Source organism: Streptomyces scabichelini (genome assembly GCF_011045015.1).
Classification (GTDB): Bacteria; Actinomycetota; Actinomycetes; order Streptomycetales; family Streptomycetaceae; genus Streptomyces; species Streptomyces scabichelini.
In genome coordinates, this window is the sequence record NZ_JAAKZY010000134.1 from 14,733 (window position 1) to 28,276 (window position 13,544).

The 13,544-nt window shown below is 70.4% G+C and carries 13 protein-coding genes and 1 riboswitch; of the genes, 6 read left to right on the forward strand and 7 right to left on the reverse strand.

Annotation, left to right across the window (positions count from 1 at the left end):
* The first annotated feature begins 29 nt into the window (after positions 1-29).
* The 3 genes from pdxR (at position 30) to G5C60_RS32915 (ending at position 3,302) form a co-directional block, all read left to right on the forward strand.
* Entirely contained in the window at positions 30-1,481 is a 1,452-nt protein-coding gene (gene pdxR / locus G5C60_RS32905) for a MocR-like pyridoxine biosynthesis transcription factor PdxR (protein ID WP_165264678.1), read from the forward strand.
* A gap of 98 nt (positions 1,482-1,579) precedes the next feature.
* Positions 1,580-1,954 carry a hypothetical protein gene (locus G5C60_RS32910; protein ID WP_165264679.1) on the forward strand — a complete coding sequence of 125 codons (375 nt, stop codon included), beginning with the start codon at positions 1,580-1,582 and terminating at the stop codon, positions 1,952-1,954.
* 163 nt (positions 1,955-2,117) lie between these two features.
* Complete coding sequence (locus tag G5C60_RS32915) at positions 2,118-3,302, forward strand: glutathionylspermidine synthase family protein (RefSeq protein ID WP_165264680.1); 1,185 nt, start codon at positions 2,118-2,120, stop codon at positions 3,300-3,302.
* A 24-nt stretch (positions 3,303-3,326) separates the two neighbouring features.
* Here G5C60_RS32915 and rocD read toward each other — a convergent pair whose 3' ends face one another.
* Positions 3,327-4,532 (reverse strand): ornithine--oxo-acid transaminase, encoded by a 1,206-nt coding sequence (gene rocD / locus G5C60_RS32920; protein WP_165264681.1) that lies wholly within the window; start codon positions 4,530-4,532, stop codon positions 3,327-3,329.
* Between the two features lie 130 nt (positions 4,533-4,662).
* Positions 4,663-4,753: riboswitch (ZMP/ZTP riboswitch) on the forward strand.
* 32 nt (positions 4,754-4,785) lie between these two features.
* On the opposite strand from rocD, the gene G5C60_RS32925 reads away from it, so the two are divergent.
* Complete coding sequence (locus G5C60_RS32925) at positions 4,786-6,231, forward strand: glycine hydroxymethyltransferase (protein ID WP_165264682.1); 1,446 nt, start codon at positions 4,786-4,788, stop codon at positions 6,229-6,231.
* 53 nt (positions 6,232-6,284) lie between these two features.
* Here G5C60_RS32925 and G5C60_RS32930 read toward each other — a convergent pair whose 3' ends face one another.
* From G5C60_RS32930 to G5C60_RS32945, 4 genes are all read right to left on the reverse strand, one after another.
* A complete protein-coding gene (locus G5C60_RS32930) occupies positions 6,285-6,953 on the reverse strand; it encodes a hypothetical protein (RefSeq protein ID WP_165264690.1) in 669 nt (222 codons plus the stop codon).
* Between the two features lie 140 nt (positions 6,954-7,093).
* Entirely contained in the window at positions 7,094-7,834 is a 741-nt protein-coding gene (locus tag G5C60_RS32935; RefSeq protein WP_165264683.1) for a hypothetical protein, read from the reverse strand.
* Positions 7,835-7,991: 157 nt separating this feature from the next.
* Complete coding sequence (locus G5C60_RS32940; RefSeq protein WP_165264691.1) at positions 7,992-8,861, reverse strand: hypothetical protein; 870 nt, start codon at positions 8,859-8,861, stop codon at positions 7,992-7,994.
* Position 8,862: 1 nt separating this feature from the next.
* Complete coding sequence (locus G5C60_RS32945; RefSeq protein WP_338146002.1) at positions 8,863-9,465, reverse strand: RNA polymerase sigma factor; 603 nt, start codon at positions 9,463-9,465, stop codon at positions 8,863-8,865.
* An 89-nt stretch (positions 9,466-9,554) separates the two neighbouring features.
* On the opposite strand from G5C60_RS32945, the gene trpS reads away from it, so the two are divergent.
* Together trpS and G5C60_RS32955 are read left to right on the forward strand one after the other, a co-directional pair.
* The gene (gene trpS / locus G5C60_RS32950; RefSeq protein ID WP_165264685.1) at positions 9,555-10,568 is read left to right on the forward strand and encodes a tryptophan--tRNA ligase; all 1,014 of its coding nucleotides are present in this window, start codon (positions 9,555-9,557) and stop codon (positions 10,566-10,568) included.
* Positions 10,569-10,759: 191 nt separating this feature from the next.
* Complete coding sequence (locus G5C60_RS32955) at positions 10,760-11,344, forward strand: 2'-5' RNA ligase family protein (RefSeq protein WP_165264686.1); 585 nt, start codon at positions 10,760-10,762, stop codon at positions 11,342-11,344.
* 135 nt (positions 11,345-11,479) lie between these two features.
* Here G5C60_RS32955 and G5C60_RS32960 read toward each other — a convergent pair whose 3' ends face one another.
* Both G5C60_RS32960 and G5C60_RS32965 read right to left on the reverse strand, forming a co-directional pair.
* The gene (locus tag G5C60_RS32960; RefSeq protein ID WP_165264687.1) at positions 11,480-12,235 is read right to left on the reverse strand and encodes a decaprenylphospho-beta-D-erythro-pentofuranosid-2-ulose 2-reductase; all 756 of its coding nucleotides are present in this window, start codon (positions 12,233-12,235) and stop codon (positions 11,480-11,482) included.
* 50 nt (positions 12,236-12,285) lie between these two features.
* The coding region (locus G5C60_RS32965; RefSeq protein WP_165264688.1) for a decaprenylphosphoryl-beta-D-ribose oxidase at positions 12,286-13,544 on the reverse strand (1,259 nt) is incomplete at its 5' end.

Here is a 13,544-nt window from a genome sequence, read left to right on the forward strand (position 1 = left end):
GGAGTAGCCCAGGAGTATGGTCCATTTCCATGGCTGAATCATGGGCCACTTTGGGTGTCGACCTGCATGTCGAACTGACCGGATCAGGTGTCCGCCGAGGGCTCACGGACGCGTTGCGCGAGGCGGTACGGGGCGGGCGGCTCGCCCCCGGGACACGACTGCCGTCGTCGCGGTCGCTCGCCGCCGACCTCGGCATCGCGCGCAACACGGTCGCCGACGCGTACACCGATCTCGTCGCCGAGGGCTGGCTCACCGCACGCCAGGGCTCGGGCACGCGGGTGGCGGAACGGGCCGTGGTGGCGCCGGCCTCGTCAGCGGCGCCACGGCCGCGCGCGTCCCGCGGGCCGACGTACGACCTCATACCCGGCAGCCCCGACTTCGCCTCGTTCCCCCGCGCCGAGTGGCTCAAGGCGGCCCGCCGCGCACTGGCCACGGCGCCGAACGACGCCCTCGGCTACGGCGACCCGCGAGGCCGCGTCGAACTCCGAACCGCCCTCGCCGCCTACCTCGCCCGCGCCCGCGGCGTACGTACCGACCCCGAACGCATCGTCATCTGCTCCGGCTTCACCCACGGCCTGCGCCTGCTCGGCACGGGGCTGCGGCAACGGGGGCTGCGCTCGCTCGCCGTGGAGTCGTACGGGCTCGATGTGCACTGGGGGCTGGCAGAGGCGGCGGGATTGCGGACGGTTCCGCTGCCGTTCGATGAGCTGGGTACGTCCACGGATGGCCTGGCGGATGCGGGGGCGGGCTCCGGTGCGGACGCGGACGCGGGGGAGAGGGCGGGGGCCTTCGTCGATGCCCGGGCGGTCCTGCTGACCCCTTCGCACCAGTTCCCCATGGGCGTACCGCTGCGGTCCGACCGGCGGGCCGCCGTCGTCGACTGGGCGCGGCGGACCGGCGGGCTGATCCTGGAGGACGACTACGACGGGGAGTTCCGCTACGACCGCCAGCCCGTGGGAGCACTCCAAGGACTCGACCCGGATCGCGTCGTGTACCTGGGCACCGCCAGCAAGTCCCTGGCCCCGGGGCTGCGGCTCGGCTGGATGGTCCTGCCGCCGTCGCTGGTGTCGGAGGTCGCGGCGGCGAAGGGAGGCGTGGACACGTGCGGGGTTCTGGACCAGCTGACTCTGGCGGAGTTCCTCACCTCGGGTGCGTACGACCGCCATGTCCGTGCGGCCCGGCTGCGCTATCGCCGCCGCCGCGATCAACTCGTCGCGGCGCTCGCGTCCCACGCCCCGTCGGTACGGGCCACCGGCATCGCGGCCGGTCTGCACGCCGTCCTCCAACTCCCGCCCGGCACCGAGGAGTCGGTGGCTCGGGCGGCAGTCCGGCAGGGTCTGGCGGTCCACGGCCTGGCCCGCTACCGCCACGCGGACGCCGCGACCGACCCGTACGACGCCCTCGTCGTGGGCTACGGCACACCTCCGGACCACGCCTGGACGGGTGCACTGGACGCCCTGTGCAGGGTGCTGCCTCGGTAATTGGTGCCCGGGGGGAACGGGGCCGATTGTGGCGGGCGGGACCGTGATCGATAGGGTGGGCCGAGAAGTTGATGGTGAACGGTCACGGGGGAACGGACATGGCGGACTCACGACGGCAACTGCGTTCGGGCACGGTCGTACTCGGCGGTATGGGACTCCTCGCGGCGGCACTCAGCGCCTGCTCGTCGGACCCCGACAAGCGCTGCGTCGACCGCGACAGCTACAACTTGGACAAGGGCTACAAGGTCGTCTCCGACAAGGACTGCAAGACCACCGTCTCCAGCAGCCGCAAGAGCCGCAAGGCCTCCTCCGACGACGCCTGGTACTACGGCGGCAAGGAGAGCAAGGGCTGGGTCGACGGCGGCTCCTTCGGCAAGGACTCCGGCGGCTCGGGCAGCTCCGGTGGTTCGAGCAGCGGCGGCGTGGACCGCGGCGGCTTCGGCAATGGCGACGGCGGTAGCTCGGGCGGCTGAGCGGCGGCCAGGACACAAGCCAGAGCGCAGAGCCGTAGGCCCTCAAGCCAGAGCTCAGTGCCATAGGCCCTCAGGCCAGAGCCCAGTGCCATAAGCCCTCAAGCCAGAGCTCAGACCTCAAAGGCCAGAGCTCAGAGCCATAAGCCCTAAGGCAGCAGTCGTCATGGAACGCCGTACCATCGCGCCCCGCCCCGGCTGGCAGCAGACCGTCGAGGAACAGGGCCTCATCTACCCGCTCACCCGCTACCCGGACGACTCCCTGCGCCCGTACTGGGACGAGTCCGCGCACTACGTCTTCTCCCTCCCCGAGGTCGAGGCCCTGGAGGAGGTCGTCGAGGAACTGCACCGGATGTGCCTGGCGGCAGCCGACCACATCGTCACGGCGAACCGCTTCGCCGACCTCGGCATCACCGACCCCCACCTCGCGGAACTCGTCACCGAGGCCTGGCACCGCCGCGACGAACTCCCGTCCCTGTACGGCCGTTTCGACCTCCGCTACGACGGCACGGGCCCGGCGAAGCTCCTGGAGTACAACGCGGACACCCCGACCTCACTCGTCGAGGCCGCCAGCCCTCAGTGGTTCTGGATGGAGGAACGCTTCCCGGGCGCCGACCAGTGGAACTCCCTCCACGAACGCCTCGTCGACGCCTGGAAGAAACAGTCCGCCCTCCTCCCGCCGGGCAGTCCCCTCTACTTCGCGCACTCCTCCGCCGACGAACTCGGTGAGGACCTGATGACCGTCGCCTATCTGAAGGAGACCGCGGAACAGGCCGGCCTGGAGACCGACTGGATCTCCATGGAGGAGATCGGCTGGGACCGCATCTCCGGCCGCTTCGTCGACAAGCAACTCCGCTTCATCCGCAGTTGCTTCAAGCTCTACCCGTGGGAGTGGCTGACCACCGACCGCTTCGCCGAACACGTCCTGGACACCCTCGACAACGGCGGCGGCACGGGCTCGACGATGTGGATCGAACCCGCCTGGAAGATGCTCCTCTCCAACAAGGCGCTCCTCGCCATCCTCTGGGAGCTCTACCCGCACCACCCGAACCTCCTCCCCGCCCACCTCGACGGCCCTCGCGAACTCGCCACCACCACCGGTTACGTCGCCAAGCCCCTCCTCGGCCGCGAGGGCGCCGGCGTCACGGTCCACGAGGCCGGAAACGCCCCCGTGATCCGCGAAGAGCCCTGCTGCTACCAGGAGTTGGCCCCTCTCCCCTCCTTCGACGGCAATCGTGTCGTCCTCGGCGCCTGGGTCGTCGAGGACGAGTCGGCAGGCCTCGGCATCCGCGAGTCGTCCGGCCTGGTCACGGACGAGTACGCCCGCTTCCTGCCGCACGTGATCCTGTGACGGTCTCCCGCGCGACTCGTTGCGCTATGCCCTCAGTACCGCCCGGAGTTGGGCGAGCCCCCAGTCCAGATCCTCCTTGCTGATCACCAACGGCGGCGCGATCCGGATGGTGGAGCCGTGGGTGTCCTTGACCAGCACACCCCGGTCCATCAGCTTCTCGGAGACATCCCGGCCCGTGCCGTACACCGGCGCGATGTCGACCCCCGCCCACAGACCGCGCCCGCGGACCTGCGTCACCCTCCCCGTATCACGCAAGAGCCCCAGCTCGCGGTGCAGATGCTCACCCAGCTCCGCGGCCCGGGCCTGGAACTCACCGGACCGCAGCATGGCGATGACCTCGAGCGCCACCGCACAGGCCAGCGGATTCCCGCCGAACGTCGAACCGTGCTCACCCGGCCGGAACACCCCCAGCACCTCGGCCGAGGAAACCACCGCCGACACCGGCACCACCCCGCCCCCGAGCGCCTTGCCCAGCACATACATGTCCGGCACCACGCCCTCGTGCTCACACGCGAAGGTCCTGCCCGTCCGCCCCAGCCCCGACTGGATCTCATCCGCGATGAACAGGACATTCCGCTCCCGCGTCAACTCCCGTACGCCCGCGAGATAACCGGCCGGCGGCACCAGCACCCCCGCCTCGCCCTGGATCGGCTCCAGCAGCACGGCGACCGTGTTCTCCGTGACCGCCTCGCGCATCGCGGTCAGATCCCCGTACGGCACGATCTCGAAGCCCGGCGTGTACGGCCCGAAGTCCGCCCGCGCCTCCGAGTCCGTGGAGAAGCTGATGATCGTCGTCGTACGCCCGTGAAAGTTGTTGCCCGCCACGACGATCTTCGCCATCTGGTCGGGCACGCCTTTGACCCGGTACCCCCATTTCCGCGCGGTCTTCACGGCCGACTCGACGGCCTCCGCGCCCGTGTTCATCGGCAGCACCGTCTCCATGCCGCACAGCTCGGCCAGCCGCGCACAGAACTCGGCGAACCGGTCGTGATGAAACGCCCGCGACGTCAGCGTCACCCGGTCCAGCTGCGCTTTCGCCGCGTCGATCAGGCGTCTGTTGCGGTGCCCGAAGTTGAGCGCCGAGTAGCCGGCCAGCAGGTCGAGAAAACGGCGCCCCTCGACATCCGTCATCCAGGCCCCGTCCGCCGTGGCCACGACGACCGGCAGCGGGTGGTAGTTGTGCGCGCTGTGCGCTTCGGCCGAGGCGATCAACGTCTCCGTACGGGTCACGGGATCTCCATTCCTCACGGCACCGGGGGCCCTGGGCCCCCTCCTATCGTCGCTCGCACGGCGGACCGGGCGCCGACGATCTGCGGCCACCGCCCGCGTGGCCGTCGATCGGGCGCGCCCGGTAGGCTGACCGGCGGGCCGTGACTGGCGCGCTTGGGATGGGACCGACCATCGGGGAGCGGCCCGTGAACCAACAAGTGCCGTGCGCCTGGGCCGAACCGTGAACGCTGAACGCCACGTCCGGAGGTCCCTCATGCCCGAGCCCCTTTCCCCAGAATCCGCCGCTTTCCGCAGTGCTCTCGAAGTGATCCGCGCCGTCGAGCCCCGGGTCGCCGACGCCATCGGCCAGGAGGTCGCCGATCAGCGCGAGATGCTCAAGCTGATCGCCTCCGAGAACTACGCCTCCCCGGCCACCCTCCTGGCCATGGGCAACTGGTTCAGCGACAAGTACGCCGAGGGCACGGTCGGGCGCCGCTTCTACGCCGGCTGCCGCAACGTGGACACCGTCGAAGCCCTCGCCGCCGAGCACGCCCGCGAACTCTTCGGCGCCGCGCACGCCTACGCCCAGCCGCACTCCGGTATCGACGCCAACCTCGTCGCCTTCTGGGCCGTCCTCGCCGACCGGGTGGAGGCCCCGGCGCTCGCGAAGGCCGGTGTCCGCAACATCAACGACCTCTCCGAGGCCGACTGGGCCGAGCTCCGCCAGGCGTTCGGCAACCAGCGCATGCTCGGCATGTCCCTGGACGCCGGCGGCCACCTCACCCATGGCTTCCGCCCCAACATCTCCGGCAAGATGTTCGACCAGCGCTCCTACGGCACCGACCCCGCCACCGGCCTCATCGACTATGAGGCCCTGCGCACCTCCGCTCGCGAGTTCAAGCCCCTGATCATCGTCGCCGGCTACTCCGCGTACCCCCGTCTCGTGAACTTCCGCATCATGCGCGAGATCGCCGACGAGGTCGGCGCGACGCTGATGGTCGACATGGCGCACTTCGCGGGCCTGGTCGCCGGCAAGGTCCTCACCGGCGACTTCGACCCCGTGCCGCACGCCCAGATCGTCACGACTACCACCCACAAGTCGCTGCGCGGCCCGCGGGGCGGCATGGTCCTCTGCGACGACTCCCTCAAGGACCAGGTCGACCGCGGCTGCCCGATGGTTCTCGGCGGCCCCCTTCCGCACGTCATGGCCGCCAAGGCCGTCGCGCTCGCCGAGGCCCGCCGCCCCGAGTTCCGCGACTACGCCCAGGCTGTCGTCGACAACTCCCGCGCCCTCGCCGAGGGCCTGATGCGCCGCGGTGCCACGCTGGTCACCGGCGGCTCCGACAACCACATCAACCTGATCGACGTCGCCTCCTCCTACGGCCTCACCGGCCGTCAGGCCGAGACCGCCCTGCTCGACTCGGGCATCGTCACCAACCGCAACTCCATCCCCGCCGATCCCAACGGCGCCTGGTACACCTCCGGTATCCGCATCGGCACCCCGGCCCTCACCACGCGTGGCCTGGGCACCGCCGAGATGGACGAGATCGCAGGACTGATCGACCGTGTCCTGACCGCCGCCGAGCCCGGCACCACCGCCAAGGGCACCCCCTCCAAGGCCCAGCACATCCTGGACCCCAAGATCGCGGACGAGATCTCCCACCGGGCCACCGACCTGCTGGCCGGTTTCCCGCTGTACCCGGAGATCGACCTGGGCTGAGCGGTGGGTGGTGCCGGCCGAGGCGTTGACCTCGGCCGGCACCCACACCCGGCTCACAAATCGATCAACTCCTGCCGCGGCTCCCCCGGCTCCCGCGGCGGCCTCGGTTCGGCCCCCATCGACGCGCGGCGTATCAGGCGGGTGCCGCCTGAGCCGAGTGCGAGGCCTGCCGCGAGTCCGGGTATCGCCCACCAGACACCGGCCGTCGGGTCCGGCCTCCCGGCCGCCGTGGGGCCGGGCCCGAACAGTTCCCTCCTCTCCAGCTGGTCGAAGACCGAGCGCGGTGCCCGATGCCAGCGGATGTCGTCGTCGTTCACGTCCATCGACAGGTCGGTCCGTACCCAGGGCGTACCGTCATCCGCGAGGAACACCTGGTCCTGGCGCCCCATGTAGACGTCGCCGCCGGGTGGCCGCTCGGTCTCCGGCCAGCCGCCGACACCGGTCAGCCCCCACACCACGGTGGCCCGGACGGGCGGGAAACGGCCCTCGAACCAGTCCTGCGGCACCATCTCCGTGGCCGTGTACGACGGCCCCAGCAACTGCCAGAGCCTGGCGAAGTCCAGTTCCCCGGAGCGCAAGCTCGTCGTCCGCCCCGTGCCGTTGGCCATCACCACCGCCAGATTCGGCGCAGCGGCATCCACCTTGGCGGGTGCGTCCGCGTGTGCCTGGGACATACCGAGTCCGGCGAGCACGACCGCGGCCAGCACCACTGCGGCAAGCATCTCGGCGGCACGGGACACGGCCCGGGCCACCCCGGCCCGTCTGACCGGCACCTTCATGAGCCCCCCTCATTGAGTCCCCTCCATAGAGATTCCGGACGCGTAAGTACCGCGCGCCCCTCATAAGCCCTGAGCGCATCCCCTCAGACGTCCCTCAGTTCCTGCCGAGGCCCGACATCCCGTTCTCGCCCCCGGCCCAGAGGCAGCGCCCCCGGCAACCGCGCCGCGAACGGTCGCAGCACCAGCGCCAGCACGGCTCCTGCGACCAGCCCCGGTATCGCCCACCACCAGTCGGTTCCGTCGTCCGTCCCCGCGGCCGCCGCTGTCACGGGAGGCTCCCCGGCGCCGGCCGGCGCCGCGGCCGACGTGTCGTCCGACGGCTCCTTGGGCCCCGAATCCGGGTTCGTCCCCTCTGGGTGCTTGCTCATGACACCGAGATCGGTGAGCAGGCCCCGGAGCTCATCAGGGTTCTTCGCCCGGTGCCAGATCTCCTCCGGCGGCTTCGACCCATCACGCTGTATTCGGAGCTGCGTGAGGATCCAGACGCCCCGGGATCCGGCCACGTCAGGGTGCACCATGTCCACTCGCCAAGGAGTGACGTCATGGATCAGCCACGTAACGTTGATCCGACGGCCTATGGACTTGAGGTCCGGCGGCTTCTCCTGCGCCTTGTCGAGCTCCCTGCCCTCCTCGGGCAGCAGGTCCCTCAGACGCATGTATCCCTCGTCGCTGTTGTACAGCGACGCCGTCTCCCCGCTGTTGGGCGATACGAGCAGCACACTCGTCGGGCCGCCCGCCACCGCGGTGGGTGCCCCCGTCAGTACCAGAGCGAGCGCAGCCGCCAACGCCCCTGCTGCCGCTGCCAGTTCACGAACCCTGCGCATCGGACCCCCAGTCGATCCCGGATGCGGTCCGTCCGCACCCCGTCACTTCTGGTACACCGCTCGACCCGCCGAGGTTCCCATCCGGCCCGCACGACTTCCGACCACGTCACGCCCTCTGCCCCACGGACTGATCCCACGTGGACTGATTCCACGGCACCTACTCCACGGACTCCGCGACAGCCACGGCCCGCTCCCGCGACTGAACGCCCTCAAGCCGCAGCGTCCGCTCCTCCCGGTGCTGCCACAGCAGCGTCGGCCCCGCCGTGCGGACCGTCCTGGCGTACTCGTGGCCCCGGTCGTCGATCAGAGCGAGCTCGAGGCGGTGGGGCTCGGCGAACCACAGGCCCGAGTCGCCGTTCACAGTGGCCGGTTCGTACGGCACCCTCGTCGACTTCCAGAACAGCGGAGAGAGCGTCGCCCGGAACTGGTCGAGCCGTATCACCTCGCCGTCCCCGGTGCGCCAGCACAGCGACATGACCCGGCGGTCGCCTGACACCTGCGCGGCTGTCGGCCGGCCCAACTCCCGCGGCACCAGCGGCTCGAACCCCGCCCGCTGCGCGGCCTCGGTCACCGTCAGGCCCTGCCCGCAGCCCGGCACCGGAGACGGGGAAGCATGCGGTCCCGACGGGTCGTACCGCACCTCGACGCCGCCGAAGCCGAACCAGTCGACGACCGCCGCCCGCACCGGAGGCGTGAGCACCAGGACCGTCAGCAGTCCGCACAACGCGGCGGTCAGCGAACGCCGGCGCATCCGTGCCCACCGCCGCACGGCCAGGACCCGCGTCGCCGGTCCCGGCGGCTCGGCCACCGGCACCGGCACCTGCTCGGCGAGTATCTGCTCCAGCACCCGCTCGACCATCGACTCGGTCCCGCTCGCACCCGGCGGATCCAGTGACCGTCCGAGTGCGCGCAGCTCCTCGGGCAGCCGGGAGGCGTCGCCGGGCGCCCGACGTGCACCTCCCGGCTCCTCAGGCGAACGGCCGCCCGAAGACCGACCCGCGCCCCCGTTCTCGTACGACTCACTCATGTCACTCATGCTCATCACCTCCTTCCCGGGGCTCGAAATCCGGCAGCAGCCGCTTCAGCTTGCGCAACGCGCGATTGAGCCGGGACTTGACCGTGCCGCGTGGCCAGCCCAGGGCCTGGGCCGTCTCCGGCTCGTCCATCTCCAGTAGATAGCGGTAGGTGACGACCAGCCGGTGCTCCTCGCTCAGCCGGTCCAGGGCGGCCAGCAGTGCCTTGCGGCGCTCGACCTCCAGTGCCGCGACCGCCGGGTCCGCCGACTCCGGTATCAGCGGCTCCGCCTCCACCAGCGCGGCCTCACGGCCCACGACCGTGCGCTGGCGCACCGCCGTCCGCACTGTGTTCCTCGTCTCATTGGCGACGATCGAGAGCAGCCACGGCTTGAATGCCGCGCCGTCCCGAAAGCGCCCCAAGGAGCAGTACGCCTTGAAGAAGGCCTGCTGCACCACGTCCTCCGCGTCCGCACCCGCCCCCAGTGCCACGGCTGCCCTGAGCGCGATGCCCGTGTGGGCGCGCACCAGCTCCGCATACGCCTCCGGCTCTCCGGCGCGTACGCGTGCGATCACCGCGGCCTCATCGGCGATGCGGCCCCCCTCCCGCGTCCTCACACTCTTGTTACACCGCCGGAGACAGATCGGTTCCCATCTGTTTCCGACCAGTTCCGGAGCGGCCCCCGACACCTGAGAGAATGGTGAGCATGGCTTCTGACAGTCCCCGCGTGCTTTCTGGAATCCAGCCCACCGCGGGCTCGTTCCACCTCGGCAATTACCTCGGCGCCGTCCGTCAGTGGGTGGCCCTGCAGGAGACCCACGACGCGTTCTACATGGTCGTCGACCTGCACGCGATCACCCTTCCGCAGGACCCCGCCGAGCTGCGCTCCAACACCCGGCTCGCCGCCGCCCAGCTGCTGGCCGCCGGGCTCGACCCGGAGCGCTGCACGCTGTTCGTCCAGAGCCATGTCCCCGAGCACGCGCAGCTCGCCTGGATCATGAACTGCCTCACCGGCTTCGGCGAGGCGTCCCGCATGACCCAGTTCAAGGACAAGTCAGCCAGGCAGGGCGCCGACCGCGCTTCCGTGGGCCTGTTCACGTACCCGATCCTCCAGGTCGCGGACATCCTGCTGTACCAGGCCAACGAGGTGCCGGTCGGCGAGGACCAGCGCCAGCACATCGAGCTCACCCGCGATCTCGCCGAGCGCTTCAACGGCCGCTTCGGACAGACGTTCACGGTCCCGTCGCCGTACATCCTCAAGGAGACGGCGAAGATCTACGACCTTCAGGACCCGTCGATCAAGATGAGCAAGTCGGCGTCGACTCCGAAGGGCCTCATCAACCTCCTTGACGAGCCCAAGGCCACCGCGAAGAAGGTCAGGAGCGCGGTCACCGACACCGGCACGGAGGTTCGCCACGACGTCGAGAACAAGCCGGGCGTCAGCAACCTGCTGACCATCTACTCCACCCTCACCGGCGTCGGTATCGCGGAACTGGAGCAGAAGTACGCCGGCAAGGGCTACGGTGCGCTCAAGACGGACCTTGCCGAGGTCATGGTCGACTTCGTGACGCCGTTCCGGGAGCGCACCCAGCAGTATCTGGACGACCCGGAGACGCTCGACTCGATCCTGGCCAAGGGTGCGGAGAAGGCGCGTGCCGTCGCCGCGGAGACGCTCTCCCAGACGTACGAGAGGGTGGGCTTCCTGCCCGCCAAGCACTGACCGAGGCACTGACACCCGGTATCGGGCCCGACCGCCGTACAGTCGTAAGCCGTACGGAAACACCGGACACACAGGACCAGCAGCCACCCCTGCCCGCCCAAAGCGCCCGGAACACCAGCACCAACACAACGGCAAGCACAACGGCAAGCACAACGGCAAGCACAACGGCAAGCACAACGACAGGAGACGACGTGGGGACCGTAACGATCGGCGTGTCGATCGCGGTCCCGGAGCCACACGGCAGCCTGCTCCAGGAGCGGCGCGCGGGCTTCGGCGACGCCGCCGCTTCCGGCATCCCCACCCACGTCACGCTGCTGCCGCCGACGGAGGTCGACGACTCGGCGCTGCCCGCGATCGAGGCGCATCTCGTCGAGGTCGCGGCTGCCGGGCGCCCCTTCCCGATGCGGCTGTGCGGCACGGGAACCTTCCGTCCGTTGTCTCCTGTTGTGTACGTGCAGGTCGTCGAGGGGGCCGAGGCCTGCACCTGGCTGCAGAAGCAGGTCAGGGACGCGTCCGGGCCCGTGGCACGCGAACTGCAGTTCCCGTACCACCCGCATGTGACCGTGGCGCACGGCATCGACGACGAGGCGATGGACCGGGCGTACGAGGAGCTGTCCGAGTACGAGGCCGAGTGGCCGTGCACCGGCTTCGCGCTCTACGAGCAGGGCGCCGACGGGGTGTGGCGCAGGATGCGCGACTTCACCTTCGGGGGCGCGGTGGTGCCTCCGCAGGCGGGTGCGCCCACGGAGCGGGACGGCACGTTGCGCGCACGCTAGCGCTCCGCTGGGTGCCTGGAAGCCGAGGCTCCGCGGGAAAGGTCGTGCATCGGCTGCGGGTGCGTTGTGGTTGGGCGCGCAGTTCCCCGCGCCCCTTTGGGGCGCCCCGAAGGGGCGCTCCTATGGAGCCCGGTACTACACCGGCAATCTCCTGAACACCGACCTGGGTGCGTGCCGTAGCGCTGACATGACCAGGCGTAGCGACCCCGGTACCCACACCGTCTCGGAGTGGCGGCGTAGGCCCAGTTCGATGGCTGCCGCGACCGCCTCCGGGGTTGTGGCGAGTGGGGCCTCCGGGAGGCCGGCCGTCATTCGGGAGCGTACGAAGCCCGGGCGTACGACCATCACGTGGACGCCCGTGCCGTGCAGTGCGTCGCCCAGGCCCTGGGCGAAGGCGTCGAGGCCCGCCTTGCTGGAGCCGTAGATGAAGTTGGCGCGGCGGGCGCGCTCGCCGGCGACCGAGGAGAGCACCACCAGGGAGCCGTGCCCCTGTGCCTGGAGGGCCTTGGCGCTGATCAGGCCCGCCGAGACCGCGCCCGTGTAGTTGGTCTGCGCTACGCGTACCGCGGCCCCGGGCTCGTTCTCGTCGCGCGCCTGATCGCCAAGGACACCGAACGCGAGCAGCACCATGTCGATGTCGCCCTCGGCGAAGACCGGGCCGAGCGCGGACTCGTGGGAGTCGGAGTCGAGCGCGTCGAAGGGGAGGGTGCGTACGTCGGCGCCGAGTTCGCGCAGTCCGGAGGCGGCCGTTTCCAGGGTGGGCGAGGGGCGGCCCGCGAGCCACACCGTGCGGGTGCGGCGGGCGATCAGACGGCGTGCGGTGGCGAGTGCGATCTCGGACGTGCCGCCGAGGACGAGGAGGGACTGGGGGGTTCCGAAGGCGTCCTTCATGAAACCGAACTCCTGTAGAGGTGGGTTGGGAAACCGAACTCTGCGCGCGCTCACAGTCCGAGGCGCCGCGACAGATCCGAGGTGAACACTCCGCGCGGATCCAACTCCTCCCGCAGCGACCGGAATTCATCGAGCCGCGGATACATGGCGGCGAGCAGCTCGGGCCGCAGCCGTGCGTCCTTCGCGAGGTAGACGCGTCCGCCGGCCGCCGCTACCTCCTCGTCCAGCTCGTCCAGGAAGCCGCCGAGCCCCGGCAGGTTCGCGGGGATGTCCAGGGCGAGCGTCCAGCCGGGCATCGGGAAGGACAGCCAGCCCGGGTCGCCCTCCCCGAAGCGCTTCAGGACGGCGAGGAACGACGGGCAGCGGTGCCGCGAGATCCGGTGCACGATGCGGCGCAGGGCGGCCTCCTGGCCGTATCCGACGACGAACTGGTACTGCACGAAACCGCCCTTTCCGTAGACGCGGTTCCAGTGCGGCACCCCGTCGAGGGGGTGGAAGAAGGTGGAGATCTTCTGCAGCTCACCGGCACGCGCGCGGGGCGCCTTCCGGTACCAGAGTTCGTTGAAGAGGCCGACTGTCCTGCGCCCGAGCAGACCCTCGGGGACGAAGGCGGGGACGAAGGTGGGGGCGGCGGGGAAACGCCCGGGACGGAACGCGAGTGGGTCTCTACGCGCGCGTGTGGGCAGTGCGTCGGCACGAGCGTGGTCCCCGCGTGTCAGTACCGAGCGCCCCATGGACGTACCGCGGGCGAGCAGGTCGATCCAGGCGACCGAGTAACGGTAGTGGTGGTCGGTGGCCGTGAGGCGGGCCATCAAGTCGTCCAGGTCCGTTGCGCGTTCCGTGTCTACCGACATCAACGAGGTCTCCACGGGCTGGAGCCGCACGGTCGCCGCGAGGACGACGCCCGTCAGGCCCATGCCGCCCGCGGTGGCGTCGAACAGGGGCGTGCCACGGCTGACTGTGCGGATCTCGCCGTCGGCGGTGAGCAGCTCCAGGGAGAGCACGTGGCGGGCGAACGACCCGGACACATGATGGTTCTTGCCGTGGATGTCGGCGCCGATCGCCCCGCCGACCGTCACATGGCGGGTCCCGGGCGTCACCGGCACGAACCGGCCCAGCGGCAGCAGGGCTTGCATCAGCCGGTGCAGACTGACCCCGGCGTCGCACCGGACCGTTCCGCCCGCCGCGCCGCCGGCTGATGCCTGCGTGGCGTCGATCGTGTGGATCCGGTCGAGCCCCGTCATGTCGAGCACGGCCCCGCCCGCGTTCTGCGCCGCGTCCCCGTACGCCCGCCCCAGCCCTCGTGCGA

Excerpts from the sequence above, each read along its gene's own strand:
- G5C60_RS32960 (WP_165264687.1), bottom strand. The coding sequence starts at position 12,235 with ATGAAGGACGCCTTCGGAACCCCCCAGTCCCTCCTCGTCCTCGGCGGC.
- G5C60_RS32930 (WP_165264690.1), bottom strand. The coding sequence starts at position 6,953 with ATGCTTGCCGCAGTGGTGCTGGCCGCGGTCGTGCTCGCCGGACTCGGT.
- G5C60_RS32915 (WP_165264680.1), top strand. The coding sequence starts at position 2,118 with ATGGAACGCCGTACCATCGCGCCCCGCCCCGGCTGGCAGCAGACCGTC.
- trpS (WP_165264685.1), top strand. The coding sequence starts at position 9,555 with ATGGCTTCTGACAGTCCCCGCGTGCTTTCTGGAATCCAGCCCACCGCG.
- G5C60_RS32940 (WP_165264691.1), bottom strand. The coding sequence starts at position 8,861 with ATGAGTGAGTCGTACGAGAACGGGGGCGCGGGTCGGTCTTCGGGCGGC.
- pdxR (WP_165264678.1), top strand. The coding sequence starts at position 30 with ATGGCTGAATCATGGGCCACTTTGGGTGTCGACCTGCATGTCGAACTG.
- G5C60_RS32910 (WP_165264679.1), top strand. The coding sequence starts at position 1,580 with ATGGCGGACTCACGACGGCAACTGCGTTCGGGCACGGTCGTACTCGGC.
- G5C60_RS32925 (WP_165264682.1), top strand. The coding sequence starts at position 4,786 with ATGCCCGAGCCCCTTTCCCCAGAATCCGCCGCTTTCCGCAGTGCTCTC.
- G5C60_RS32935 (WP_165264683.1), bottom strand. The coding sequence starts at position 7,834 with ATGCGCAGGGTTCGTGAACTGGCAGCGGCAGCAGGGGCGTTGGCGGCT.